We start from the raw sequence: 25,313 nt of genomic DNA, 5'->3' as shown, positions 1-25,313 counted from the left end.
CCTTATTGCACCGCGATCGCCTGCATGATGGCAGGAACAGAAATCTCATCATGACTGAGTTGCGCAATATGCCGACGATCACGCAAGACAATGACCCGATCGGCATAACCTGCCAACTCCTCCAATTCGGAAGAGATAATTAACAGTGCTAATCCTTCGTCACACAATTTCTCAATCAACCGAATAATCTCTGCATGCGCGCCCACATCAATACCCCGAGTTGGCTCATCTAAAATTAAAAATCGAGGTTTTGTCGCCAACCAACGGGCTAATAATACTTTTTGCTGATTTCCACCGGAGAGATACTGAATTTGCTGTTCAGGGCCAGGAGTACGAATACCCAATTGCTGGATAAAATCTTCCGCAATTTGGGTCTGTTCACGCATAGAAATTGGCCTCAGCCACCCACGTTGAGCCTGTAGGGCCAGAATAATATTTTCTCGAACGGTGGCAGCACCCACGATGCCATCTGTTTTGCGATCTTCTGGGCAGTAACCAAAGCCAGATTTAGAGGCTTTACGAGGTGTTCTAATTTTAACGGGTTTGCCTTGTATTTTGGCTTCACCATTATCCGGAGTGGTCACACCAAAAATTAATTGTGCCGTTTCGGTGCGGCCAGACCCCAGTAACCCGGCAAGCCCGACGATTTCACCAGGAGAAACAGATAAGTCAAAGTTCTCAACCACGCCACGGCGACCATAATTTTTAAATTCGACTAGTGGCTGGTTCGCCGCAATATTATGTTCACCACGTTTTAATAATTGCTCATCAAAACTGTGGCCCAGCATCATTTGAACCAATTCAATACGAGGGAGCTCTGTCGTGGTTTTAGTGCCGACGAGTTTACCGTTACGCAAGACCGTTATGCGATCACTGATTCGATAGACTTGATCGAGGAAATGAGTCACGAAAATCATGCCAATGCCCTGATCACGCAGCTGGCGTAGAATATCCAACAACATGCTGACTTCTTTTGCATCCAGGCTCGCCGTAGGCTCATCCAGAATAAGTACTTTGGCAGAGAGGTCAACCGCCCGAGCGATAGCGACAATCTGTTGTATTGCAATAGAAAAATCAGCTAAAGGACGTTGAACATCTAGTAATAAACCATAACCTTTCAGTAATTTTTCCGCCTGTTGGTTCATGGTTCGATGATCAATAAACCCCCAACGTAATGGCTCACGACCAATAAAAAGATTCGCCGCAATAGAAATGTTGGGTAGTAGATTGACCTCTTGATAAACGGTGCCAATACCCATCTTTTGAGCATCAGCAGTATCAATGGGACAAATGGCCACACCCTCTAAATAAACCTCACCGCCGGCGCGCTTATAAACTCCGGTAAGTGCTTTGATTAACGTCGATTTCCCTGCACCATTTTCCCCTAGCAAAGCCACAACCTCACCACGATGCAGAGAAAAATCCACAGCGTCCAATGCCTTAACACCAGGAAATTCAACTGACAAGCCACGGACTTCTAACAGTGTTTCCATCAGATGTACCCACGTTCAAAAACGACTCAGATATTGTCCAAATACAGGTGACGAAAGTAGGCGGGGCAAGCCCCGCCATTTGAATCAATAACCAAGGCTCTTCTTGGATTCATACTCCTGTTTAGCCGTATCTGGCTGCAACAGTCGAGATTCTGTCTGGATAAATTTAGGAGGTTGGGTACCGTCTTTCTTCAGCGCAATTAAAGCATCAAAAGCTGGACCAGCCATATTTGGTGTCAATTCAACAGTAGCATTTGCCTCACCACTGCTCATTGCTTTGAAAATATCAGGAACGCCGTCGATAGAAACGATTTTGATTTCTGAGCCCGGTTTCAAGCCTGCTTCTTTAATGGCTTGAATAGCGCCAATCGCCATATCATCGTTATGTGCATAAACTGCACAGATATTCTTGCCATTTTGCTCTGCTTTAATGAAGCTCTCCATAACCTCTTTACCTTTACTACGTGTGAAATCCCCTGATTGAGAACGGATTATCTTCACGTTAGGTGCCGAGGCTATCCCATCAGCAAAACCTTTTTTACGGTTAATCGCCACACTAGAGCCGACAGTACCTTGCAGTTCAACAACGTTACAGGGCTTGCCTGCAACCTCTTTCAGCAGCCATTCACCGGCAACTTTGCCTTCATATACACTGTCCGAAGCTACTGCGGCTGTATATAAAGAGGGATCATTCACTTCAATCATACGGTCCAGTAGGAATACCGGGATTTTGGCTTCTTTCGCTTCCTGTAAGACTGGCGTCCAGCCAGTAGCAACGACAGGAGCGATAAAGATGGCATCAACACCCTGAGCAATAAAGGATCTCACCGCTTTGATTTGGTTCTCTTGTTTTTGTTGGGCATCCGCGATTTTTAGTGTTATTCCGCGTTTTTCAGCCTCTTGCTTAGAAACCTTGGTTTCCGCTGAGCGCCAACCGGATTCTGAACCAATCTGAGAAAAACCCACGACTAACGGAGCCGCCTGAACTGCACTACACATTGCTGCTGTTACAGCTGCTGCTAACAGTAAACGCCTGTACATATTTCTCTCCTCACTTGCCATCGTCGAGCCGTTGACCCGCTACTATTGCGAAGAACAGTTAAGATCATTCAGGCCATTTACTGCCCTGAACTTCGGCCAATTTGCAGATAATGTTGATCTAAAAGCATATGATGTTTTCTAAGGTGAGCTTCCTGATAGCTAAAATGTTAATTAGTTTTAGTACATTTTGTGAAAGTAATAATGAGCAGCGTCACACCACAGAATAACAATCGTTTTGTACATAAATTCAGCCAAATAGGTATGCATTGGGAACGTTACCTTCTAAATTTTCATAGAGGATTTCAAAGAAATATGGGTAATTAAAGATTATTAATTGGGCAAGAGATATTTGGTGAATGGAAAAAATAAGCAGGATTTTCTATGTGGAAAAATAGGAAGAGAGGGTTCATATAGAGGAAAAAGTTTATTTAGCGGAAGGGTAGGAGTACAGAGAATGGACCAGATGACTATTTTAGACATAAAAAAACCCCTCGTTTTCACGAAGGGTTTTCAATATGGCAGGGGCGGAGAGACTCGAACTCGCGACACCCGGTTTTGGAGACCGGTGCTCTACCAACTGAGCTACGCCCCTAAATTACGCTTAACATTATGCCTGCTAAAATTAGCAGGCATAATTTAAATAAGTGGCGGAACGGACGGGGCTCGAACCCGCGACCCCCTGCGTGACAGGCAGGTATTCTAACCAACTGAACTACCGCTCCACCGATTCTTTTACGTGTATCTTCCTGATACTTACCCTCTTCAGGGCCAGCGTTCCTCGCTGTGCAAAACCGCTCATGGCGATTTTGTCCATCACCAGATGTCACTCTGATAATGCGTGTTTGATGCCTGGCAGTGTCCTACTCTCGCATGGGGAGACCCCACACTACCATCGGCGCTACGGCGTTTCACTTCTGAGTTCGGCATGGGTTCAGGTGGGTCCACCGCGCTATGGCCGCCAGGCAAATTCTGTTTCAATCAACCCGCCACATGATGTCTATCACGCAGCCAGCCAATTCAATCTGTAAACATCGCTGAAAATCAATTCTCAAATAACAAAAACACCTTTGGTGTTGTAAGGTTAAGCCTCACGGATCATTAGTACTGGTTAGCTCAATGCATCGCTGCACTTACACACCCAGCCTATCAACGTCATAGTCTTTAACGTTCCTTCAGGGGGCTTAAAGCCCCAGGGAAGACTCATCTCGAGGCAAGTTTCCCGCTTAGATGCTTTCAGCGGTTATCTCTTCCGAATTTAGCTACCGGGCAGTGCCATTGGCATGACAACCCGAACACCAGTGATTCGTCCACTCCGGTCCTCTCGTACTAGGAGCAGCCCCTCTCAATCTTCCAACGCCCACGGCAGATAGGGACCGAACTGTCTCACGACGTTCTAAACCCAGCTCGCGTACCACTTTAAATGGCGAACAGCCATACCCTTGGGACCTACTTCAGCCCCAGGATGTGATGAGCCGACATCGAGGTGCCAAACACCGCCGTCGATATGAACTCTTGGGCGGTATCAGCCTGTTATCCCCGGAGTACCTTTTATCCGTTGAGCGATGGCCCTTCCATTCAGAACCACCGGATCACTAAGACCTACTTTCGTACCTGCTCGAGCCGTCACTCTCGCAGTCAAGCTAGCTTATGCCTTTGCACTAACCTCACGATGTCCGACCGTGATTAGCTAACCTTCGTGCTCCTCCGTTACTCTTTGGGAGGAGACCGCCCCAGTCAAACTACCCACCAGACACTGTCCTCACCCCGGATTACGGGGCCGAGTTAGAACATCAAACATTAAAGGGTGGTATTTCAAGGTTGGCTCCATGCAGACTGGCGTCCACACTTCGATGCCTCCCACCTATCCTACACATCAAGGCTCAATGTTCAGTGTCAAGCTATAGTAAAGGTTCACGGGGTCTTTCCGTCTTGCCGCGGGTACACTGCATCTTCACAGCGAGTTCAATTTCACTGAGTCTCGGGTGGAGACAGCCTGGCCATCATTACGCCATTCGTGCAGGTCGGAACTTACCCGACAAGGAATTTCGCTACCTTAGGACCGTTATAGTTACGGCCGCCGTTTACTGGGGCTTCGATCAAGAGCTTCGCCTTGCGGCTGACCCCATCAATTAACCTTCCAGCACCGGGCAGGCGTCACACCGTATACGTCCACTTTCGTGTTTGCACAGTGCTGTGTTTTTATTAAACAGTTGCAGCCAGCTGGTATCTGCGACTGGCTTCGGCTACGAGAGCAAGTCTCTTTACCTAATGCCAGCGTGCCTTCTCCCGAAGTTACGGCACCATTTTGCCTAGTTCCTTCACCCGAGTTCTCTCAAGCGCCTGAGTATTCTCTACCTGACCACCTGTGTCGGTTTGGGGTACGATTCAATGTTACCTGATGCTTAGAGGCTTTTCCTGGAAGCTTGGCATCAACTACTTCTGCACCGTAGTGCATCGTCATCACACCTCAGCGTTGATAAGCAACCGGATTTACCAGGTCACTCCGCCTACATGCTTAAACCGGGACAACCGTCGCCCGGCTAGCCTAGCCTTCTCCGTCCCCCCTTCGCAGTAACACCGAGTACAGGAATATTAACCTGTTTCCCATCGACTACGCTTTTCAGCCTCGCCTTAGGGGTCGACTCACCCTGCCCCGATTAACGTTGGACAGGAACCCTTGGTCTTCCGGCGTGCGGGTTTTTCACCCGCATTATCGTTACTTATGTCAGCATTCGCACTTCTGATACCTCCAGCAGACCTCACAGTCCACCTTCAACGGCTTACAGAACGCTCCCCTACCCAACAACACCTAAGTGTCGCTGCCGCAGCTTCGGTGCATGGTTTAGCCCCGTTACATCTTCCGCGCAGGCCGACTCGACCAGTGAGCTATTACGCTTTCTTTAAATGATGGCTGCTTCTAAGCCAACATCCTGGCTGTCTATGCCTTCCCACATCGTTTCCCACTTAACCATGACTTTGGGACCTTAGCTGGCGGTCTGGGTTGTTTCCCTCTTCACGACGGACGTTAGCACCCGCCGTGTGTCTCCCGTGATAACATTCTTCGGTATTCGGAGTTTGCATCGGTTTGGTAAGTCGGGATGACCCCCTAGCCGAAACAGTGCTCTACCCCCGAAGATGAGTTCACGAGGCGCTACCTAAATAGCTTTCGGGGAGAACCAGCTATCTCCCGGTTTGATTGGCCTTTCACCCCCAGCCACAAGTCATCCGCTAATTTTTCAACATTAGTCGGTTCGGTCCTCCAGTTAGTGTTACCCAACCTTCAACCTGCCCATGGCTAGATCACCGGGTTTCGGGTCTATACCTTGCAACTAGACGCCCAGTTAAGACTCGGTTTCCCTACGGCTCCCCTATTCGGTTAACCTTGCTACAAAATATAAGTCGCTGACCCATTATACAAAAGGTACGCAGTCACACCACGAAGGTGCTCCCACTGCTTGTACGTACACGGTTTCAGGTTCTATTTCACTCCCCTCGCCGGGGTTCTTTTCGCCTTTCCCTCACGGTACTGGTTCACTATCGGTCAGTCAGGAGTATTTAGCCTTGGAGGATGGTCCCCCCATATTCAGACAGGATGTCACGTGTCCCGCCCTACTCATCGAGTTCACAGTAAGTGTGTTTTTGTGTACGGGAGTATCACCCTGTACCCTGCGACTTTCCAGACGCTTCCACTAACACACAGACTGATTCAGACTCTGGGCTCCTCCCCGTTCGCTCGCCGCTACTGGGGGAATCTCGGTTGATTTCTTTTCCTCGGGGTACTTAGATGTTTCAGTTCCCCCGGTTCGCCTTGCATGGCTATGTATTCACCATGCAATAGTGCAACGAATTGCACTGGGTTTCCCCATTCGGGTATCGTCGGTTGTAACGCTTCATATCAGCTTACCGACGCTTTTCGCAGATTAGCACGCCCTTCATCGCCTCTGACTGCCTAGGCATCCACCGTGTACGCTTAGTCGCTTAACCTCACAACCCGAAGGTGTCTTTCGACAACTTGCGTTGTGATTATTTGAGAGACTCTATTACAGGTTACTCCTTATCTCAGTACATCTACGGAGAGATAAGTTTCAGCTGTAATGTTTCAATTTTCAGCTTGTTCCAGATTGTTAAAGAGCAATATCTTAAACACGACTCGTTAAAGTCATCTTTAAGATACTTTGTGGTTCATCAAGAACCGGTGATAATGTCTTTCACACATTATCGGATTGGCGTCCCCAAGGGGATTCGAACCCCTGTTACAGCCGTGAAAGGGCAGTGTCCTAGGCCTCTAGACGATGGGGACACGAAATTCCGATTAAACCGAAATCTAACCGTTTCGTATCAGCATGAGTCGAAACTCACGACATCAACAGGTGCGCTTGCTCGTTTACATTCATCAGACAATCTGTGTGGACACTACGCAATGCGTATCGTTAGGTAAGGAGGTGATCCAACCGCAGGTTCCCCTACGGTTACCTTGTTACGACTTCACCCCAGTCATGAATCACAAAGTGGTAAGCGCCCTCCCGAAGGTTAAGCTACCTACTTCTTTTGCAACCCACTCCCATGGTGTGACGGGCGGTGTGTACAAGGCCCGGGAACGTATTCACCGTAGCATTCTGATCTACGATTACTAGCGATTCCGACTTCATGGAGTCGAGTTGCAGACTCCAATCCGGACTACGACAGACTTTATGTGGTCCGCTTGCTCTCGCGAGTTCGCTTCACTTTGTATCTGCCATTGTAGCACGTGTGTAGCCCTACTCGTAAGGGCCATGATGACTTGACGTCATCCCCACCTTCCTCCGGTTTGTCACCGGCAGTCTCCTTTGAGTTCCCACCATTACGTGCTGGCAACAAAGGATAAGGGTTGCGCTCGTTGCGGGACTTAACCCAACATTTCACAACACGAGCTGACGACAGCCATGCAGCACCTGTCTCACAGTTCCCGAAGGCACCGAAGCATCTCTGCTAAGTTCTGTGGATGTCAAGAGTAGGTAAGGTTCTTCGCGTTGCATCGAATTAAACCACATGCTCCACCGCTTGTGCGGGCCCCCGTCAATTCATTTGAGTTTTAACCTTGCGGCCGTACTCCCCAGGCGGTCGACTTAACGCGTTAGCTCCGGAAGCCACGCCTCAAGGGCACAACCTCCAAGTCGACATCGTTTACAGCGTGGACTACCAGGGTATCTAATCCTGTTTGCTCCCCACGCTTTCGCACCTGAGCGTCAGTCTTTGTCCAGGGGGCCGCCTTCGCCACCGGTATTCCTCCAGATCTCTACGCATTTCACCGCTACACCTGGAATTCTACCCCCCTCTACAAGACTCTAGCTTGCCAGTTTCAAATGCAGTTCCCACGTTAAGCGCGGGGATTTCACATCTGACTTAACAAACCGCCTGCGTGCGCTTTACGCCCAGTAATTCCGATTAACGCTTGCACCCTCCGTATTACCGCGGCTGCTGGCACGGAGTTAGCCGGTGCTTCTTCTGCGAGTAACGTCAATGATTGAGCGTATTAAACTCAACCCCTTCCTCCTCGCTGAAAGTGCTTTACAACCCGAAGGCCTTCTTCACACACGCGGCATGGCTGCATCAGGCTTGCGCCCATTGTGCAATATTCCCCACTGCTGCCTCCCGTAGGAGTCTGGACCGTGTCTCAGTTCCAGTGTGGCTGGTCATCCTCTCAGACCAGCTAGGGATCGTCGCCTAGGTGAGCCATTACCCCACCTACTAGCTAATCCCATCTGGGCACATCCGATGGCGTGAGGCCCGAAGGTCCCCCACTTTGCTCTTGCGAGGTCATGCGGTATTAGCTACCGTTTCCAGTAGTTATCCCCCTCCATCAGGCAGTTTCCCAGACATTACTCACCCGTCCGCCGCTCGCCGGCAAAGTAGTAAACTACTTTCCGCTGCCGCTCGACTTGCATGTGTTAGGCCTGCCGCCAGCGTTCAATCTGAGCCATGATCAAACTCTTCAATTTAAGATTTGTTTGATTTGCTTAATTAAAAGCGATGCTCAAAGATTACTTTCTGCAAATATGCATTCGAACCGAAGTTCAAATGTGTACTGCTTTGGTCACTCTTCAAGACTTTGATATTACTTCTGCCTGCCGAAACAGGCTTCGATATCGTCTTGCGAGTGCCCACACAGATTGTCTGATAAATTGTTAAAGAGCGTTCGTTACCCGTTTGCCTTGCGGCGAATCTTACGGTAACGCGGGAGGCAGATAATACGCTTTCCCGCTGAAGAGTCAAGGTTTTCTTTTGTTTCTTTCGAAGTCAAAATCGTTCTTTTCTCTTCCTGACCCGGCGAAGTATGTTTCGTTGTTCCCGGTCAGTGGAGGCGCATTATAGGGAGTTCCTGACAGCCTGCAACCCCTAATTTCAAAAAACTTTTCAACCGCTGAATCTTTAGTCAAAACGCTGCTAAATTGGCAGTTTTTCCAGTGTTGGGAAGCCATAACCCTGCAAAACGGGCAATAAAGCATCAGTGTCTGCGTTCAGTGCCATGCAATATGCAATGTTCTCATCCGTAGAAGAAATGATATTTTCCTGCGAAGAGATAAGCCAAGCCGTTCGACGTGCAATGGCGGCACCGGAATCGACCATGCGCGTCCCTTCCGGCAACACTTGCGCTAACTCTTCCGCTAATAGAGGGAAATGCGTGCAGCCCAAGACAATGGTATCTGGCGGTTCACGCATCATTAACCACGGATGAAGGATTTTCTTTAATGCTTCAACTGGAACCACACCACCATGCAACTTGCTTTCTGCCAGTTCCACCAGCTCGGAGGAACCCAGTAACTCAATTTTGCAATCTGTAGCAAAGCGTTCAATCAAATCCAGAGTATAAGAAGCATGAACCGTGCCGCGTGTGGCCAGTAGGCCAACAACACCATTACGGGTTAGCCGTACTGCAGGTTTGATGGCAGGAACCACACCAACGACCGGGAACGCAAAACGTTCACGCAATGCAGGAAGGGAGACGGTGCTGGCGGTGTTACAGGCGATAACCACTATTGCTAATGGATGGCGCTGCTGCACTGCCGTGACAATTTCCAGCACGCGTTCAACAATAAACTCGCCTGACTTCTCCCCGTAAGGGAAAGCGACGTTGTCGAAAGCATATATATAGTGGAGATCCGGCAACAACTGCCGAATCTCTTGATAGACAGATAGCCCGCCAACACCTGAATCAAAAATCAGCGCTGTCGGGCGAGGAGAAGAATCAGCCTTAGAAGTTATAACTTCCTGTGAGGTAATACTCTCGTCCAGCGGTTTTATAGCCATAAGCCGTTTCGTATTCTTTATCGAACAGGTTAGCAATTCTACCACGAACTGTTAGATGAGAAGTAACCGGATAAGCAGCGGAGACGTCAACTGTGCTGTAACTGGATAATTCACGCTGAGTCGCGCTATAGATAGAGGTGCTGTTGTCGTAGCGTTTGCTGTAATACTGATAAGAAACGTCCATATCAACATTGAACATTGTCCAATCCAACTGATACTTGGCCTGCTGTTTAGAGCGGCGAGCTAACACTTCATTATTCAGGTCATTACGTGGATCAATGTATTGCAACGTGATTTGGTGGTTAAACATCCCGGTATCAACGTTTCCGGTCAATTCAACCCCTTTTATGGTTGCAGAATTCACATTGTAATATTGCCCTTTATACGTCACTGGGTCAGAAGTGTAATCAATCAGATTTTCAATTTTGTTGTAGTAAGCAGACAAACGCCAGTCAACTGGCCCTGTCAGCCCTTCCAAACCGGCTTCCCATTGGCGCGACTCTTCAGGTTTCAGATCACTGTTTGACATAATATCGAAGCGCTGCGAACCATATTGCTGACCCAATGAAGGAGCCAGGAAGCCGGTGCCGTAAGATAACGTCACACGATAGTCAGGAACAAACTCCCAGCCAGCGGCTGTTTGCCATGTTTCGTGCCAACCAAATTGCTCATCTTTATCTTCACGACCTGAAGCTTCTAATGTCACATTGCCGAGCTTCTGCTGGCCACTCAGGTATAAACCGGTGTTATCCCGCTTATAGGTGTCGGAGACTGTTTGGTTAGAGGACGTCAAACGCTGTTGTTGCCAATCCACCCCTGCACTCAAGGTCGCACTATCAAAACTGTAGGTATTGCCCCATTGCACATTGCGCTGATCCATATTGTCCAGCGTGGTAGCAACCCCATAGCGGCCATACTGGCTACTGAAGTTATAGTCTTTATATTTCTGATAGCTACCGATTAATTGAGAAGAATAAGCCCCTGACACATAACGTAGCCCGGCATCATAAGTATGGTTATAAAGTCGCTCTTCATCGCCACTGTATGCCGGAGAAGAGAGGCTACCAACATCATAATCAGTGTTGTTGGTATAGCCATATCCTCTAACAAAGCCGGATATCTCTTGGTTGAATTGATGCTCCAGCCCGGCCCAGAAATTTTTATTACGGAAACCGTCCCGGTCACTATCAATAGGATTTGGTGAGTTAGGTTTGATGTTATAGCCGTTAGTGGTTTGATACCCACCCGCCAGCGTTGCCAAAGTATCTCCAAAACGTTGGCGAACACTGCCATCATATTGCTGGTAACCTTTAGAGCCGACGCCGGCATTAATCTGTGCGCCTTCTTGGTCCGATTGGGTAATCACATTAATAACACCCCCAATCGCCCCAGAACCATAGACGGCAGAACGCGGCCCACGGATATATTCAACCCGCTGCACTAAAGAAATGGGAATCTGATTGAAATCGACGCTGTTGAGGATACCGGTGCGCGCAAGAGGAATGCCATCAATCAATACCAGTACATGCCGAGCTTCAGTACCACGGATGTACATGGAGGAACCCTGACCTAACCCCCCAGTTTGAGCGATATCCACACCTGGTAACCGGCGCATCACTTCATTGAGGCTTTTTGCCTGCCAGCGGTCGATATCATCGCGAGTGACAACATCGGTCGGTGCCAATACCGTGGAAACCGGTTGCTTGAAACGGCTGGCGGTAACAACCATTTCATCTTTATTACCTGTTGTAGTGTTGTCCTGCGCCCATCCAGAAAATGCCGTCACAGAAAGGGCTGTGAGCAGCGTATATGTTTTAATTGTCATTAGAAAAGCATCCAAACTCAAATAGCGGATGCCGCAGTGCCGTGGCCGGTAGTACGCGACGACCACGAATATTGCGACGTATACCGGCAGGTCTTCGGGCTTGGGATCTCTGATATCGCCTTTAATCACTGCAGTAAATAATACTGAGATGAATAATTAGCATGAAATAGAGCGGGCGATGACTTCCCGTCCTTACGGACAGTGTCTGGATGAAACCTATCGCCGTGACTTCCCCTTACCGCTGCGCGTCAGCTCCGGATTTACACCGGATTCCCTTTTAACTCTTAGGTGTTTAAGTAACAGCATGAGGCCGGACCGCAATGCTACGATCAAGTCAAACGGATGTCTAGACTTCTACTCTTGTTACGAGGAATATACCCAATAAACTTCATGGTGCAGGAAGGGGATAAACACGACAAAACTGGACATCACTTCCACTTTCCCTACAATCCGCAGGAATAAACCTCTTTTATAACGCTCAGACGAGAAGAAACATGACTCCCGACATCCTGCCGACTGACGGCTATGACCACCAACTGGCGGAAAAATCGGCCCGTCTTCAGGCGATGATGTCGCCGTTTCAGGCCCCCGCACCCGAAGTATTCCGTTCCCCTGCAGAACATTACCGCATGAGAGCCGAGTTTCGTGTTTGGCATGATGAAGACGACCTGTACCACATTATGTTTGATCAACAGACCAAGCAGCGGATTCGGGTCGAACAATTCCCAGTAGCCAGTGTGTTAATCAATCGTCTGATGAGCGCGCTGATGACCGCCATCAGGGCTGAGCCCATTTTGCGCCGTAAGCTATTCCAAATTGATTACTTATCTACCTTGAGCGGCAAACTGATTGCATCTTTGCTGTACCATCGCCAATTAGATGAAGAGTGGCAACAGAAAGCGCTGGAGCTGCGTGATCAGCTGCGCGAGCAAGGTTTTGATCTGCAACTGATTGGCCGAGCATCAAAAACTAAAATCATGCTGGACCACGACTATATTGATGAAGTGTTGCCTGTCGCCGGTCGCGAGATGATTTATCGTCAGGTTGAAAATAGTTTTACTCAGCCTAATGCTGCGGTGAATATTCATATGCTGGAATGGGCCATTGATGTCACCCAACATGCCAGCGGTGATTTGCTGGAGCTGTACTGTGGCAATGGTAATTTCTCACTGGCATTAGCGCGCAATTTCGATCGGGTGCTGGCAACAGAAATTGCCAAGCCGTCAGTGGCGGCTGCGCAATACAATATTGCCGCGAACAATATCGATAATGTGCAAATTATTCGTATGTCCGCAGAAGAGTTTACTCAGGCCATGCAAGGTGTGCGTGAGTTTAACCGCCTGAAAGGCATTGATTTAAGCAGTTATAACTGTGAGACCATTTTCGTTGATCCGCCGCGCAGTGGGCTGGATGACGAAACCGTCAAACTGGTACAGGCTTACCCGCGCATCCTTTATATATCTTGTAACCCAGAGACGCTGTGCGCCAATCTTGAACAGCTGCAGCACACACATAAAATCAGCCGGTTAGCGCTATTTGATCAGTTCCCTTACACCCATCATATGGAGTGTGGGGTTTTACTGGAACAACGAGACTAACAACCAGCAAAAACTATAGACAAATAAAAGGGCAACGCAATGTTGCCCATACTATTTTATTGCTGAACTCACTCAACATGCTGCCGGTAAAATTGACGACCCGAGAGTTATTGTGGCTGCTGGTTATCACTATCTGAGTCGGTGTCGGTATCAATCTCTGTCTGTGCTGATTTACGGGTTTTCAGTTTGAATAAGATCCAGAACACCAGCACCACACTAAGGATAGAGGGGACGAAATTGGAACCAATCGCCGGATGCTCAACGCGTACAATCGCGCTATACAATAAAATGCCGAGTAAGAAACATGCGGAAGCCAGCACTGGCAGGCCTTGCGGCATGGCAAAATTAAGATAGCGCTGATGCAAGCAATAAACCGCCAAAATGAGTGTCAGTAGCGGGAAGACTGAAAAAGGCACAAATGCGCTGAATATCGCATTAAATGAACCATTTATTGCCAAACCAGTAATCAATGCCAACAGTAGGGTGCCGGTTTCACGGCGGGATTGTTCCATCATTTTCCTTACCTTATTCAGCGCGGGATACTGCGAGCTTTTCCTGCTCGCGACGATACCAATAATAGGCACCCTTCGAGATCATCCGCAGTTGTAAGACCAAGCGTTCTTCTAACTGTCGCCGCTGTTCAATATCCACGTCCAGTACTTCCGCACCTGCACTGAAGACAATTGTGACCATGGCCTCAGCTTGAGCTTCAGTGAAGCTGCGCGGCATGTGATTTTCCAGCTCGAGGTAATCGGCCAGTTCAGCAATAAAATGCTGAATTTCGCGCGCCACTGCCGCCCGGAATGCAGCAGAAGTCCCGGAGCGCTCTCGTAGCAATAAGCGGAATGCATTCGGATTATTGCCGATAAACTCCATAAATGTAGATACAGAAGTGCGGATAACACTGCCGCCCTTGGCAATCCGCTGGCGTGCCTGGCGCATAAGTTGGCGCAGCATCAGGCCACTTTCATCAACCATCGTGAGGCCAAGCTCGTCTACATCACGGAAATGCCGATAAAAAGAAGTCGGTGCGATACCTGCTTCACGAGAGACTTCCCGCAAACTCAGGCTGGCAAAACTCCGCTCAGCACTCAATTGGCTGAACGCCGCTTCGATAAGGGAACGACGAGTCCGCTCTTTTTGTTGTGCTCTGACGCCCATAATCGTACCCAAGGGATATCCAATTTCTCAATCTAAGACATATAGTCAGCAATATACCAAACTTTATAGTAACAGCCGTTATACAAACGTATCATCCCAATACAGAATTGCCGTTTTACAGCACACATCTCGGTGATTTACCCATTGTTTATTGGGTTATACTTGGGATGATGTTAATGTAGCGTTGTAATTTTGTATAATAATAGGTCTCTCCTACATGCAACAGCACTTCCATTTTGATGCCATAGTTATTGGCTCGGGTCCTGGCGGTGAAGGCGCCGCTATGGGGTTGGTTAAGCAAGGTGCCCGCGTTGCCGTCATTGAACGGTACAATAATGTGGGCGGTGGATGTACCCATTGGGGCACCATCCCGTCCAAAGCTTTGCGCCACGCCGTTAGCCGTATTATCGAGTTCAATCAAAACCCACTCTATAGCGACAATGCCAGAACCATCAGCTCTTCTTTCGCTGATATCTTAAACCATGCGGATCGCGTTATTAATCAGCAGACCCGAATGCGTCAAGGCTTTTACGATCGCAATCACTGCCAGATGTTTTCCGGCGATGCCAGTTTCATTGATGCTCATACTATCAATGTGCGTTATGCCGATGGCACCAGCGATACATTACAGGCCGATAACATCGTTATTGCGACCGGTTCACGCCCTTATCGTCCAGCAAACGTTGATTTTAGCCACGAACGTATTTACGACAGTGATACCATTTTACAGCTCAGCCACGAACCACAGCACGTTATTATCTATGGCGCTGGGGTTATTGGTTGTGAATATGCCTCCATTTTCCGTGGGTTGAGTGTCAAAGTGGATTTAATCAATACCCGCGATAGGTTGCTGGCTTTCCTTGATCAGGAAATGTCCGATGCCCTCTCTTATCACTTCTGGAATAACGGCGTGGTTATCCGCCACAACGAAGAATTTGAGCAGATTGAGGGAACTGTGGACGGTGTCATCGTTCATCTGAAATCAGGCAAAAAAGTCAAAGCAGACTGTTTGTTGTATGCCAATGGTCGCACCGGTAATACCAGTGGTTTAGGGCTAGAAAATATTGGGCTTGAAGCAGATAGCCGTGGCCTGTTGAAGGTCAACAGTATGTATCAGACAGCACTGCCCCATGTATATGCGGTGGGTGATGTGATTGGTTACCCAAGTCTGGCCTCTGCGGCCTATGATCAGGGGCGGATTGCAGCACAAGCGATGATCAAAGGCGAAGCGCACGTTCATCTAATTGAAGATATCCCGACCGGCATTTACACCATTCCGGAAATCAGTTCTGTCGGTAAAACCGAGCAGGATCTGACCGCGATGAAAGTCCCCTACGAAGTGGGCCGGGCCCAGTTTAAACACCTCGCCCGTGCACAAATCGTTGGGATGAATACCGGCAGTTTAAAAATCCTGTTCCATCGGGAAACCAAACAAATCTTGGGCATTCATTGCTTTGGCGAACGTGCGGCTGAAATTATCCACATCGGGCAAGCCATCATGGAGCAAAAAGGAGAAGGCAATACTATCGAATATTTCGTTAATACTACCTTCAACTATCCAACCATGGCGGAAGCCTATCGTGTGGCGGCGCTCAATGGGTTAAACCGCCTGTTCTGACTTTTCGTTTATCACTTCCGGGCTCATGCGTGGTTGCATGTGCTCACGTATCGCCTCGGCAAGTTGTTCATAGCGGCCACGCAATGGGGAACCGGGGCGATACACCAAAGCAATCGTACGCTTGGGTACCGGTTTGTAGCATTCCAGATAGCAAACGCCATCACGAGTTCTTTCATTTGGCACGGCCAGTGAAGGCAATAGCGTAATGCCGCTACCTGCGGCCACCATGTTGCGCAGTGTTTCTAAACTGGTGGCACGGAAATGCGTGTCTTCCTCGGCACCCGCCTGGAAGCAAAAACCCATCGCTTGATCACGTAAACAGTGGCCATCTTCCAGCATCAGTAATTTCTCACCAGCCAGTTCGTGCATTTGCACTTTTTCACGTGAAGCCCATGGGTGGTCGCTATAAATCGCCAGTTGCATCGGTTCGTCAAAGAGCGGAACTTCAATAAAAGCCTCAGTCTCTTTGACCAGTGCCAGAATGGCACAGTCGAGCTTGCCACTATCCAATTGAGCCAAAAGATTTTGGGTCTGCGCTTCGTGCAGATACATTTCCAATTTTGGGAATGTCTGATGCAGCATAGGAATGATTTGCGGCAATAAATAAGGCCCGACCGTAGGAATAAGCCCAATATGCAGCGGGCCAGACATACTCTCGCCCTGCAAACTGGCCATCTCTTTGAGGACTTTCACTTCCCGCAATACTGTTCTGGCCTGTTCCACCAGCAATAATCCAGCCTGCGTAAACAGAACTTTTCGGCTAGTGCGCTCCAACAACATCACGCCCAGCTCATCTTCTAATTTACGAATCTGGCCACTTAATGTGGGTTGGCTGACATGACAAGAGTCGGCGGCGCGCCTGAAGTGCCTGAATTCAGCCAGCGCCACTAGGTATTCTAAATCACGAATATTCATCGGTGCTCCGCTTTATGATAGTCATTGACGATAGATAAGATAGCAATCAGTGATTAGAACTATCAAGTGATAAAATGAATAATGTGTCCCAACGAAAAGATACTCAGAAAAATTTAAATATTTTATTTTTTAATTAAGGAGTTACATATGTTTACTAACCAAGAAGGTAAAAAAATCCCACAAGTGACTTTCCATACCCGTCAGGGCGACCAGTGGGTTGATGTAACCACCGACGAATTGTTCAATAACAAAACTGTGATTGTATTTTCACTGCCGGGTGCCTTTACCCCGACCTGTTCTTCCAGCCACCTGCCACGTTATAACGAATTGGCCGGTGTGTTTAAACAACACGGCGTTGATAGCATTCTCTGTGTGTCTGTTAATGACACCTTCGTCATGAATGCCTGGAAAGCCGACCAGCATGCCGAAAATATTACTTTCATTCCAGATGGTAACGGTGAATTCACCAAAGGCATGGATATGTTGGTAGAGAATGCTGATCTGGGCTTTGGTCCTCGTTCATGGCGCTACTCCATGTTGGTACGTAACGGCGTGGTCGAAAAAATGTTTGTCGAACCAAACAAACCAGGTGACCCGTTTGAGGTTTCTGACGCCGATACCATGCTGAAATATCTGGCTCCTGATTTTAAAGTACAAGAATCTGTTTCTGTCTTTACCAAACCGGGTTGCCCGTTCTGCGCCAAGGCAAAACAGATGCTGCAAGAGCGCGGTATTCAGTATGAAGAGATCGTACTGGGCCAAGACGCAACCACCGTCAGTCTGCGGGCAGTGACAGGCCGTGGGACTGTGCCACAAGTATTTATTGGTGGTCGTCACATCGGTGGCAGTGATGATTTAGAGAATTATTTGTCTGCCTAATGACATTAATAAATATGTGCATCAATAAAAACGAAGATAACGTGAAGTAACTTGGTAGGCTCCGGCCTACCCTTTTTTTCTGTTAGGAGCAGACATGAAAACCTTAAACGTTGATGTCGCCGTGATTGGCGGCGGTACTGCTGGGCTTGGCGCTTATCGCGCTGCCAAACTGTCAACCCCAAGTGTGGTGATGATTGAAGGTGGCGAATACGGTACCACCTGTGCTCGCGTTGGTTGCATGCCATCCAAACTGCTGATTGCGGCGGCTGAAGCTGTGCATCAGATTGAAAAAGCCCCCGGATTTGGTATCCACCCACAAGGTGAAATTTTCATTAATGGCCGTGAAGTCATGGACCGCGTTAAGCGCGAACGCGACCGTTTTGTTGGCTTTGTCTTGGAAGGTGTAGAGAGTATTCCAGCCGCTGACAAAATTCAGGGTTATGCCCATTTTATTGATGACAATACCCTGCAAGTTGATGATCACACTCGCATTGTCGCGCAACGTATTGTCATTGCGACCGGCTCTCGTCCAACTTGGCCTGCGCCTTGGAATAAACTGGGTGACCGGTTGATTGTTAATGATGATGTTTTCAACTGGGATGACTTACCAGAATCTGTGGCGGTGTTTGGCCCAGGAGTTATCGGGCTGGAGCTTGGACAAGCGCTGCACCGACTGGGTGTTCAGGTCAAAATGTTTGGCGTCGGTGGTGGTGTTGGCCCGCTGACTGACAGCATTGTGCGCAGCTATGCCGCGAAGACATTGAGTGAAGAGTTCTATCTGAATCCCGATGTGAAAGTTGAAGTGATGCAGCGTGAAGGGGATAAGGTCTTTATTCGCTATCTGGATGACGCCGGTAAACCACAAGAAATCATGGTGGATTATGTTTTAGCCGCCACAGGCCGTCGCCCAAATGTTGATAAACTGGGTTTGGAAAATACCTCACTTGTGCTTGACGAGCGCGGTGTTCCATCAGCAGATCGGCTGACGATGCAAACCAGCGTGCCACATATATTTATCGCCGGTGACGCCAGTAACCAACTACCATTGCTCCACGAAGCCAGTGATCAGGCTCGTATTGCTGGAGTGAATGCTGGCGGATTCCCCGAAGTGGTGCCCGGCTTACGTCGTAGCCCGATTTCAGTGGTTTTCTCAGACCCACAAATCGCCATGGTAGGCTCTACTTTCCGCGAATTATCACAGAAATTCAGTGCATGCGGTTGTTTTGAAATCGGTGAAGTCTCTTTTGAGAATCAGGGCCGCTCACGTGTGATGCTGAAAAATAAAGGTATCTTAAGAGTTTATGGTGAGCAAGGTACCGGACGTTTCCTCGGTGCCGAGATGATGGGGCCAAGTGCTGAGCATATCGCGCACCTATTAGCTTGGGCACATCAGCAGCAAATGACTATCGACCAGATGCTAGATATGCCGTTTTATCACCCAGTCATCGAGGAAGGTTTGCGTACCGCACTACGTGACTTGCAGTCTAAATTGAGATTGGGCACCGATGAGGCTGAGCGCTGCCTACGCTGCCCAGGTGAATAATATCGCTCACTCATACTTTCTCATTGATTAAGCCGGGCTTTATGTCCGGTTTTTTTATCTGCTATTTTTGAATGCTGCTGCCACAGAGATCGATTCTTGTATGATATGCCCGCCAATGGTGAAACCCGCAGCGCCTCTTGGCTGCAGGGAGGCAGTCTAAACTTTTATCTGTGAGCACAATTCGATTGGTGGTCTGAATAAAATCAATAGGGCGAGATATTCACCCACCCTACTACTTTGTAGCCATTATCAATGACGTTTATTTTTAATATTAAAACCAACGGGTAGAGTTAATGTTATCTGCCCGTGAGGTATGAGCTCCGCAGGTGGCTTAGGTAGTGGTTGAGCACGCTTAATCGCCGCCAGTGCCTCAGTATCTAAAACCCCTATCCCGCTACTATTAATCAGTTTAGCCGACAATACATACCCATCCTGATTCACCACAAAACGAATCGTTGCGGTTCCTTCCTGACGTTTTTTTCTCGCATCAAATGGATAGCGCTTAAAGTTGGTCAGATGCCCTTGTAAGCGGCCTCTCCAGTTCATTCTGATATTTTGAATATGCGATGAATTACTATTGGCAGCAGCGGCTACTTGGTGACTATCCCCAGACAAGAGGGCGCTAGTGGCTGCTGCCGGAGGTGCTGGTTGACTGTGGCTATTTGGCATGGGCTCAATGACGGGTTGGCGCGGCTCCCTTACCTTAGATTGCAACGGTTTAACTTTAGCTGGCTCCTTTTTAGCGGCAACTACTTTTTTTTCGACTATCAATGAAGCATTAGGTAGCTCGGGTAACGTAATCAAATCATTAACTTCTTCTGGCTGAGTTTCAAACTGCTCTGCCATTGATTCATTGAAAGTTTGGAGAATACCTATTGCCGGTATTTGCTCCAAAATAGGCGTAAATTCTGGTTCGGCCGACAATTCGACCATAATGGCGACCGGAGAACCATCGGTATTATTGATGGGTACAAATGTGTTACTCAGCAACCAAATAAGATAAATATGGAAACCGCTCGTGAGTAAGGCACTTCCCCACCACAGCATCACTGCGCCATTATTCTGTTGTATTTTCATGAATTAATTCACTGCATTCCTTTATTTTTAATGAGTTAACTCAACATGACTATTCTTCTGCAAAGGCGACATACAGGCGGTCAGTGAGGGGTTTAAACAGATAATTAAGTAACGAGCGTTCCCCAGTACGGATAAAAATATCAACTGACATACCGGGCCGGATTACCAGAGGCGTTGTGGGATTATCGATAGTTACAGTTAAGGGGTAGTAAGGCTCTAAAGTATGTGGATGCTGTATACGATCAGCGCCTACCCGTAATACAGCACCTTGTAATCTCGGCGTATTGCTTTGATTAAAAGCGGAGAAATTGAGGTCAACCGGTAACCCAACAGTGACCTTGTCAATTAATGAGACGGGAAGTTGAGCTTCAGCTAACAATGGCTGCCCATTGGGCACCAGCTCCATTAAGGTTTGCCCGGTACTCACGATGCCTCCAACAGTATGCTGAGCCAACGCAATAACCGAACCACTCACCGGGGCGAAAATGCGGGTATTAGTTAATTCATACTCGGCAACCCCCAGACGTTGTTTCAACTCCTGGGTGGTGTGCTGCGCTTTAGCTAACTGTTCACGATTCTCACTTTTAAACTGCTCGCGTCGTTGTAATATATGCTGTTCTATTTCGCCAATCTGCTTATGTAACTCTAAGATCTCACTGGTATTTTTTTCTACATTTGCGCGCAGTGAAATGGATTGGCGCTCCATATCCAATAGTTGGCTTTGGGATGCATGGCCATTTTTCGCCAATAATTGTACCCCCTGCAATTGCCGCTGGAATAAATCAAATTGGCGCTGATTATGGCCCCGGATCGTTTGTAACCCATCCAACCGGCTCTCATGGCGGACCATTTGAGCGGATAAGCGAGCAACCTCACTCAGTTGGGCTTGTCGACGATGCTGAAAAAGCTGTTGCTGCAAAACTATATTCCGCTCAGCCAAGGGTTGTTCGGGGTACTGGAGTAACTCCGGTGGGAAAATAATGGTAGGCAGGTCATGTTGCTCAGCCGTCAAGCGGGATTCCTGAGCAAGAGCACTCAAATACTGCTGCTGTAAATTATCCCGATGGCTACGTATCGTGGTATCGTCCAAAGTAATAAGTAATTGCCCTTCTATCACTTCATCTCCCTCGACAATATGTAATTGCTGGATGCGCCCACCTTGTAATGGCTGGACAACCTTGCGGTTTTCAGCGACAACAATATGCCCCATCACGGCAATCCCTTTGTCTAAAGGCGCTAATCCGGCCCAAAGCAAAGAACCGATGAATCCCCCTAAAACTAACAGTCCGCCAAGACTAAGATATTTTCCGCTGTTAGTTTGCAGTTGGCGGTTTATATCCTTTATTGGATATCCATCTGATTCAGATGACATCTATTTTCTCTCCATCCATGGATATATTAGTTAACGTCACGATTTTTGTGATGCTGTGCGCACTTGAGCTACGCCATATGGCGGCCCACTCCCCCAAGGCTTTTTACTGTTCGCTGTTTTCATTTCAGCATTAACCGTAGGTTTATCCTGGTCCTTAACCTTTGGTAAAACGGTCTGTGTGCGATCAAACCATTCCATCCGCCCATTATTTAGGAACAACAGATAGTCGCTCCCTGATAAGAGCTCAGGCTTATGAGTAATCATCACTATGGTGCAACCTTGCTGTTTGAGCTGAACGATGCTTTCCAGTAAGGCTTTTTCACCTTCTTTATCCAAACTGGCATTGGGTTCATCCAGCACAATAAACGGTGGCACGCCATACATGGCCCGTGCCAAAGCAAGACGCTGACGCTGACCTCCGGATAATCCCGCCCCTTCATCTCCAAGCTGAGTATCGTAACCTTGTGGCAGATGTAAGATTAAGTCGTGCACTCCGGCCATCTGAGCCGCGGCCGTCACTTTTGCCGTATCGATCGGGCCAAAACGCGCAATATTCTCGGCAATCGAGCCACGAAATAGCTGAATATCTTGCGGTAAATAACCAATAAATACCCCTAAGCGGGATTTATCCCATTGAGAGAGATCAGCGCCATCTAACCGCACTGAGCCACTAAGCGCCGGTTTACACGCTACCAATAGCTTTGCCAAGGTAGATTTTCCACTGCCTGATGGGCCTAATACACCCAATACATCACCGGGTTGCAATTCAAAGTTGATGGAAGATAAAACAGGAGTATGGGTACCCGGTATGCAGACGGTGAGTTGTGCCACACTGAGTTTTCCCGTTGGAGCAGATAAAGCCATACCCGGCTGTATTGGGGGGTGTTGAGCTAACAAAGATGTCAGGCGCTGATAAGAGAGCCGCGCCTGGCTCCATTGTTTCCAAACTGCAATGATTTGATCAATTGGGCCCAGTACACGACCAATTAATATTGACCCCGCAATCATCACTCCCGCAGTAATTGCGCTATCAATAACCAACAATGCACCCAAACCTAACATCATTGATTGCAAGGCTTGACGGCTGGATTTAGATACCGCGGTAACCTGACTACTTTTGTCACTGGCTATATTTTGCTGATAGAGGAAGTGCGAGTGCTGTACTAGCCAACGTTCACGTAAAGCATTTAACATGCCCATTGCTTCGATAGCATCAGCATTCCGTAAATTCGCATTGGCTTGCTGAGTGGCGTGCGATGTGACAGTTGATGCCTCTTTCAATGGTTTTTTACATACCCAATGGTTCAGCCAGGCTAAAAAGATCAGTACACAAGCGCCTACGGCCGCCAGTGCACCTAGCCAAGGATGGAGTACAAAAATCACCAACAAATAGAGAGGGAACCAAGGAGCATCAAAAAAAGCAAATAGGGCGTTGCCCGTGGCAAACTGGCGCAAAGAGGTGAGGTCATTTAATGCTTGAGCTGCTGGGGCTTTATGACCCATAAGTTGAGAAGCAAATGCAGCATTAAATACCCGTTGATTAAGTTGCATATCAATGCGAGTTCCTAAACGGATCACCACGGCACTACGCACCCACTCTAATAAACCAATAAATATAAATATGCCCAGAACCAGAATAGTGAGCATCAATAATGTCATGGTATTTGCCGAAGCAAGAACGCGGTCATAAACTTGCAACATATAAATAGCAGGGGCTAACATCAGCAGATTGATTACCGCAGTAAATAATCCGATACCCCAAAGGCTTTTTTTATGATTAGCTAAAATAGAAATAATCGTTGGAGAGGCTGGCATAAGCCCAGGTATTTTATATGACTTCATGGCATCCCTTTCCATACTGAAAGTAGCGTTATCATCTGGGTTCGTAATATTCTATTTCTTGACGCAATGCTTATTGCACCCAATATCAACACTGAGATATAAGTTATCGAAAAGTATGGCGGTGGTGTTCTTATCCAGCCCCAAAATTATTTTCCAATGCTCTTTATTAAGCAGCGAGTAACACTTCGCTTCCTTCAGTAACACCGATAGTATCAATCACAGGAGAGTTAACCGGCATGGCATAAAACTGATTAGCTATAGCCATATCTTTAAGTGGTATATCCACATCAACACCTTGCGCTTTTAACTTTGCCAATATTGGCTCAGCATCCCCCCTCAATAAGCTGTAGACGCCAAGAGATTTACCACTGGGACAATGGGGATGTGACTGTGAATGGAAAAACATATAGAACGAATACTCAATATCGTCAGTATTATCTAATCCCTTAAATGATAGTTGTGTATTCTGAAGCTGAAAATATATGTTATCTCCATCAGGTGAATTATCTAACTCACTCTCAGGAATAGGTATGATACTCTCGCCAAATGCCAATTTACCACTGAGACCGGGAGTTATATGTTGATCAAAATCATTTTCCACTGCAACTTTTGTTTTAAACCCCGTCACCATTGCAACATTAATATCGTCCTGTTGGTCACTCTTCTTCATAAAAGCATATAGATCACCAAACCCATCAGAATTATACGTCCCAGATTGAAAGTAGTGATTATCACCGGTGTCATTTTCTATCAGCATATCACCAAACTCAGTTGCCCATTTACGAGTATATGATGATATGGTTTCATTTTTAATTTCTGCGTGATACTTTATTTCCACGGTCATATTAAAATCCTTTTAATTGATTACTCTATATAGCTCATCATTGAACAATATTAACCTACAGAAGAAATTATCAATTTATTAGAACCACCGCCAATAAGATATGCCAGACCAACCAGAGAATATGACGGTGGTATTATTTCATTTATATAACAAAAACATGATTATTTAATCTCTGACATTAAGCGGCCATTAATATTTCAGCACCGTCATATGACCCAATAGTATCAATGACAGGTGCATCGGCCATCACATCACTGCTAACATCAAATTGGCTGGCGATGGACAGATCTTTCAGCGGGGTATCTACATCAATACCTTTGGCTTTGAGGATATCCAGGAATGGCGTGGCATCACCACGCATAAAGCCATAGGTGGCTTTATGCATCTCGCCTTGGTGGTTCTCGTCCTTAGTTTTGGCGGGATCAAACTCACCAGTAATATCTAATCCACTGAATTTCAATTGGGGTTCTACAAGCTGTTGGCCCACACCATTGGTATTATTCTCTAATTTATTACCCAGTGCCAAGCTGTCTATTTTGCCGGAGAAAGTATGTTGCGGCATAAAGGAGTATTTTAGTTCTCCTTCCACAATCATCGCCTTATCTGTGCCATGGGAGCTGGGCACGGCATATTGAGTGCCATTAAAAGTGCCACCTCCGGCAAAACTTCCGTATTGTTTGGCGCTTGATGTGGTGATATCACCATTTTCGGTGGCCCATTGCTGGCTGGCAGAGGAGATAGACTCATTAGCAAAATCCCCATAATACTTAATAGTCATTGTCATAATAATATCCTTTTAATTAAAAATTACCCTGTAA

At 47.5% G+C, this 25,313-nt stretch carries 16 protein-coding genes, 3 tRNA genes, 3 rRNA genes and 1 riboswitch; of the genes, 4 read left to right on the top strand and 18 right to left on the bottom strand.

Annotated features, from left to right (window positions below):
* Positions 1-2 precede the first annotated feature (2 nt).
* From ytfR to btuB, 10 genes are all read right to left on the bottom strand, one after another.
* A complete protein-coding gene (gene ytfR / locus DJ58_RS08290; protein WP_004710060.1) occupies positions 3-1,493 on the bottom strand; it encodes a galactofuranose ABC transporter, ATP-binding protein YtfR in 1,491 nt (496 codons plus the stop codon).
* A gap of 84 nt (positions 1,494-1,577) precedes the next feature.
* A complete protein-coding gene (gene ytfQ / locus DJ58_RS08295) occupies positions 1,578-2,534 on the bottom strand; it encodes a galactofuranose ABC transporter, galactofuranose-binding protein YtfQ (protein ID WP_004710058.1) in 957 nt (318 codons plus the stop codon).
* Between the two features lie 516 nt (positions 2,535-3,050).
* Positions 3,051-3,126: transfer RNA gene (locus tag DJ58_RS08300), tRNA-Trp, on the bottom strand.
* Between the two features lie 53 nt (positions 3,127-3,179).
* Positions 3,180-3,256 (bottom strand) — tRNA-Asp (locus DJ58_RS08305).
* 125 nt (positions 3,257-3,381) lie between these two features.
* Positions 3,382-3,497: ribosomal RNA gene (gene rrf, locus DJ58_RS08310) — 5S ribosomal RNA — on the bottom strand.
* A 114-nt stretch (positions 3,498-3,611) separates the two neighbouring features.
* Positions 3,612-6,518, bottom strand: a 23S ribosomal RNA gene (locus DJ58_RS08315).
* A 240-nt stretch (positions 6,519-6,758) separates the two neighbouring features.
* Positions 6,759-6,834 (bottom strand) — tRNA-Glu (locus tag DJ58_RS08320).
* A 135-nt stretch (positions 6,835-6,969) separates the two neighbouring features.
* Positions 6,970-8,512: ribosomal RNA gene (locus tag DJ58_RS08325) — 16S ribosomal RNA — on the bottom strand.
* The 16S, 23S and 5S rRNA genes sit together here with 3 tRNA genes alongside, the layout of an rRNA operon.
* Before the next feature lie 445 nt (positions 8,513-8,957).
* Positions 8,958-9,821, bottom strand: coding sequence for a glutamate racemase (gene murI, locus DJ58_RS08330; RefSeq protein WP_032911487.1), 864 nt, complete (start codon positions 9,819-9,821; stop codon positions 8,958-8,960).
* Positions 9,766-11,646 (bottom strand): TonB-dependent vitamin B12 receptor BtuB, encoded by a 1,881-nt coding sequence (gene btuB / locus DJ58_RS08335; RefSeq protein ID WP_032911485.1) that lies wholly within the window; start codon positions 11,644-11,646, stop codon positions 9,766-9,768. Before btuB ends, murI begins: the two co-directional genes overlap by 56 nt.
* Positions 11,647-11,714: 68 nt before the next feature.
* Positions 11,715-11,976, bottom strand: a riboswitch (cobalamin riboswitch).
* Positions 11,977-12,140: 164 nt separating this feature from the next.
* On the opposite strand from btuB, the gene trmA reads away from it, so the two are divergent.
* Positions 12,141-13,244 (top strand): tRNA (uridine(54)-C5)-methyltransferase TrmA, encoded by a 1,104-nt coding sequence (gene trmA / locus DJ58_RS08340; RefSeq protein ID WP_004710584.1) that lies wholly within the window; start codon positions 12,141-12,143, stop codon positions 13,242-13,244.
* Between the two features lie 107 nt (positions 13,245-13,351).
* On the opposite strand, the gene DJ58_RS08345 is transcribed toward trmA, so the two are convergent.
* A complete protein-coding gene (locus DJ58_RS08345) occupies positions 13,352-13,759 on the bottom strand; it encodes a YijD family membrane protein (RefSeq protein WP_004710583.1) in 408 nt (135 codons plus the stop codon).
* A 10-nt stretch (positions 13,760-13,769) separates the two neighbouring features.
* Positions 13,770-14,405: an HTH-type transcriptional repressor FabR gene (gene fabR, locus DJ58_RS08350; protein WP_004710581.1), complete on the bottom strand. Its 636-nt coding sequence runs from the start codon at positions 14,403-14,405 to the stop codon at positions 13,770-13,772.
* A gap of 217 nt (positions 14,406-14,622) precedes the next feature.
* Between fabR and sthA the strand changes: the two genes are divergently transcribed.
* Positions 14,623-16,023, top strand: a complete 1,401-nt coding sequence (sthA, locus tag DJ58_RS08355) for a Si-specific NAD(P)(+) transhydrogenase (RefSeq protein ID WP_004710580.1) — start codon at positions 14,623-14,625, stop codon at positions 16,021-16,023.
* On the opposite strand, the gene oxyR is transcribed toward sthA, so the two are convergent.
* On the bottom strand, positions 16,006-16,938 hold the full coding sequence (gene oxyR, locus DJ58_RS08360) for a DNA-binding transcriptional regulator OxyR (protein WP_032911484.1): 933 nt from the start codon (positions 16,936-16,938) through the stop codon (positions 16,006-16,008). The genes sthA and oxyR overlap by 18 nt on opposite strands.
* A 147-nt stretch (positions 16,939-17,085) precedes the next feature.
* On the opposite strand from oxyR, the gene DJ58_RS08365 reads away from it, so the two are divergent.
* Both DJ58_RS08365 and DJ58_RS08370 read left to right on the top strand, forming a co-directional pair.
* Positions 17,086-17,817, top strand: a complete 732-nt coding sequence (locus DJ58_RS08365; protein ID WP_004710577.1) for a glutathione peroxidase — start codon at positions 17,086-17,088, stop codon at positions 17,815-17,817.
* Positions 17,818-17,911: 94 nt separating this feature from the next.
* On the top strand, positions 17,912-19,360 hold the full coding sequence (locus DJ58_RS08370) for a dihydrolipoyl dehydrogenase (protein ID WP_004710575.1): 1,449 nt from the start codon (positions 17,912-17,914) through the stop codon (positions 19,358-19,360).
* 249 nt (positions 19,361-19,609) lie between these two features.
* On the opposite strand, the gene DJ58_RS08375 is transcribed toward DJ58_RS08370, so the two are convergent.
* The 5 genes from DJ58_RS08375 to DJ58_RS08395 all read right to left on the bottom strand — a co-directional run bounded on the left by DJ58_RS08375 (position 19,610) and on the right by DJ58_RS08395 (position 25,279).
* The gene (locus DJ58_RS08375) at positions 19,610-20,437 is read right to left on the bottom strand and encodes an energy transducer TonB family protein (protein ID WP_004710574.1); all 828 of its coding nucleotides are present in this window, start codon (positions 20,435-20,437) and stop codon (positions 19,610-19,612) included.
* 49 nt (positions 20,438-20,486) lie between these two features.
* Entirely contained in the window at positions 20,487-21,809 is a 1,323-nt protein-coding gene (locus DJ58_RS08380; protein ID WP_004710572.1) for an HlyD family type I secretion periplasmic adaptor subunit, read from the bottom strand.
* Between the two features lie 36 nt (positions 21,810-21,845).
* Positions 21,846-23,666 carry a type I secretion system permease/ATPase gene (locus DJ58_RS08385; protein WP_161598510.1) on the bottom strand — a complete coding sequence of 607 codons (1,821 nt, stop codon included), beginning with the start codon at positions 23,664-23,666 and terminating at the stop codon, positions 21,846-21,848.
* A 151-nt stretch (positions 23,667-23,817) separates the two neighbouring features.
* Positions 23,818-24,495, bottom strand: coding sequence for a heme acquisition protein HasA (locus DJ58_RS08390; protein WP_004710568.1), 678 nt, complete (start codon positions 24,493-24,495; stop codon positions 23,818-23,820).
* Between the two features lie 178 nt (positions 24,496-24,673).
* Complete coding sequence (locus DJ58_RS08395; RefSeq protein WP_032911482.1) at positions 24,674-25,279, bottom strand: heme acquisition protein HasA; 606 nt, start codon at positions 25,277-25,279, stop codon at positions 24,674-24,676.
* Positions 25,280-25,313 lie beyond the last annotated feature (34 nt).

Source organism: Yersinia frederiksenii ATCC 33641, assembly GCF_000754805.1.
In the GTDB taxonomy this organism is placed as follows: Bacteria; Pseudomonadota; Gammaproteobacteria; order Enterobacterales; family Enterobacteriaceae; genus Yersinia; species Yersinia frederiksenii.
The sequence above is the reverse complement of the archived record's forward strand: the minus strand, read 5'-3'. Positions and strand labels throughout refer to the sequence as shown.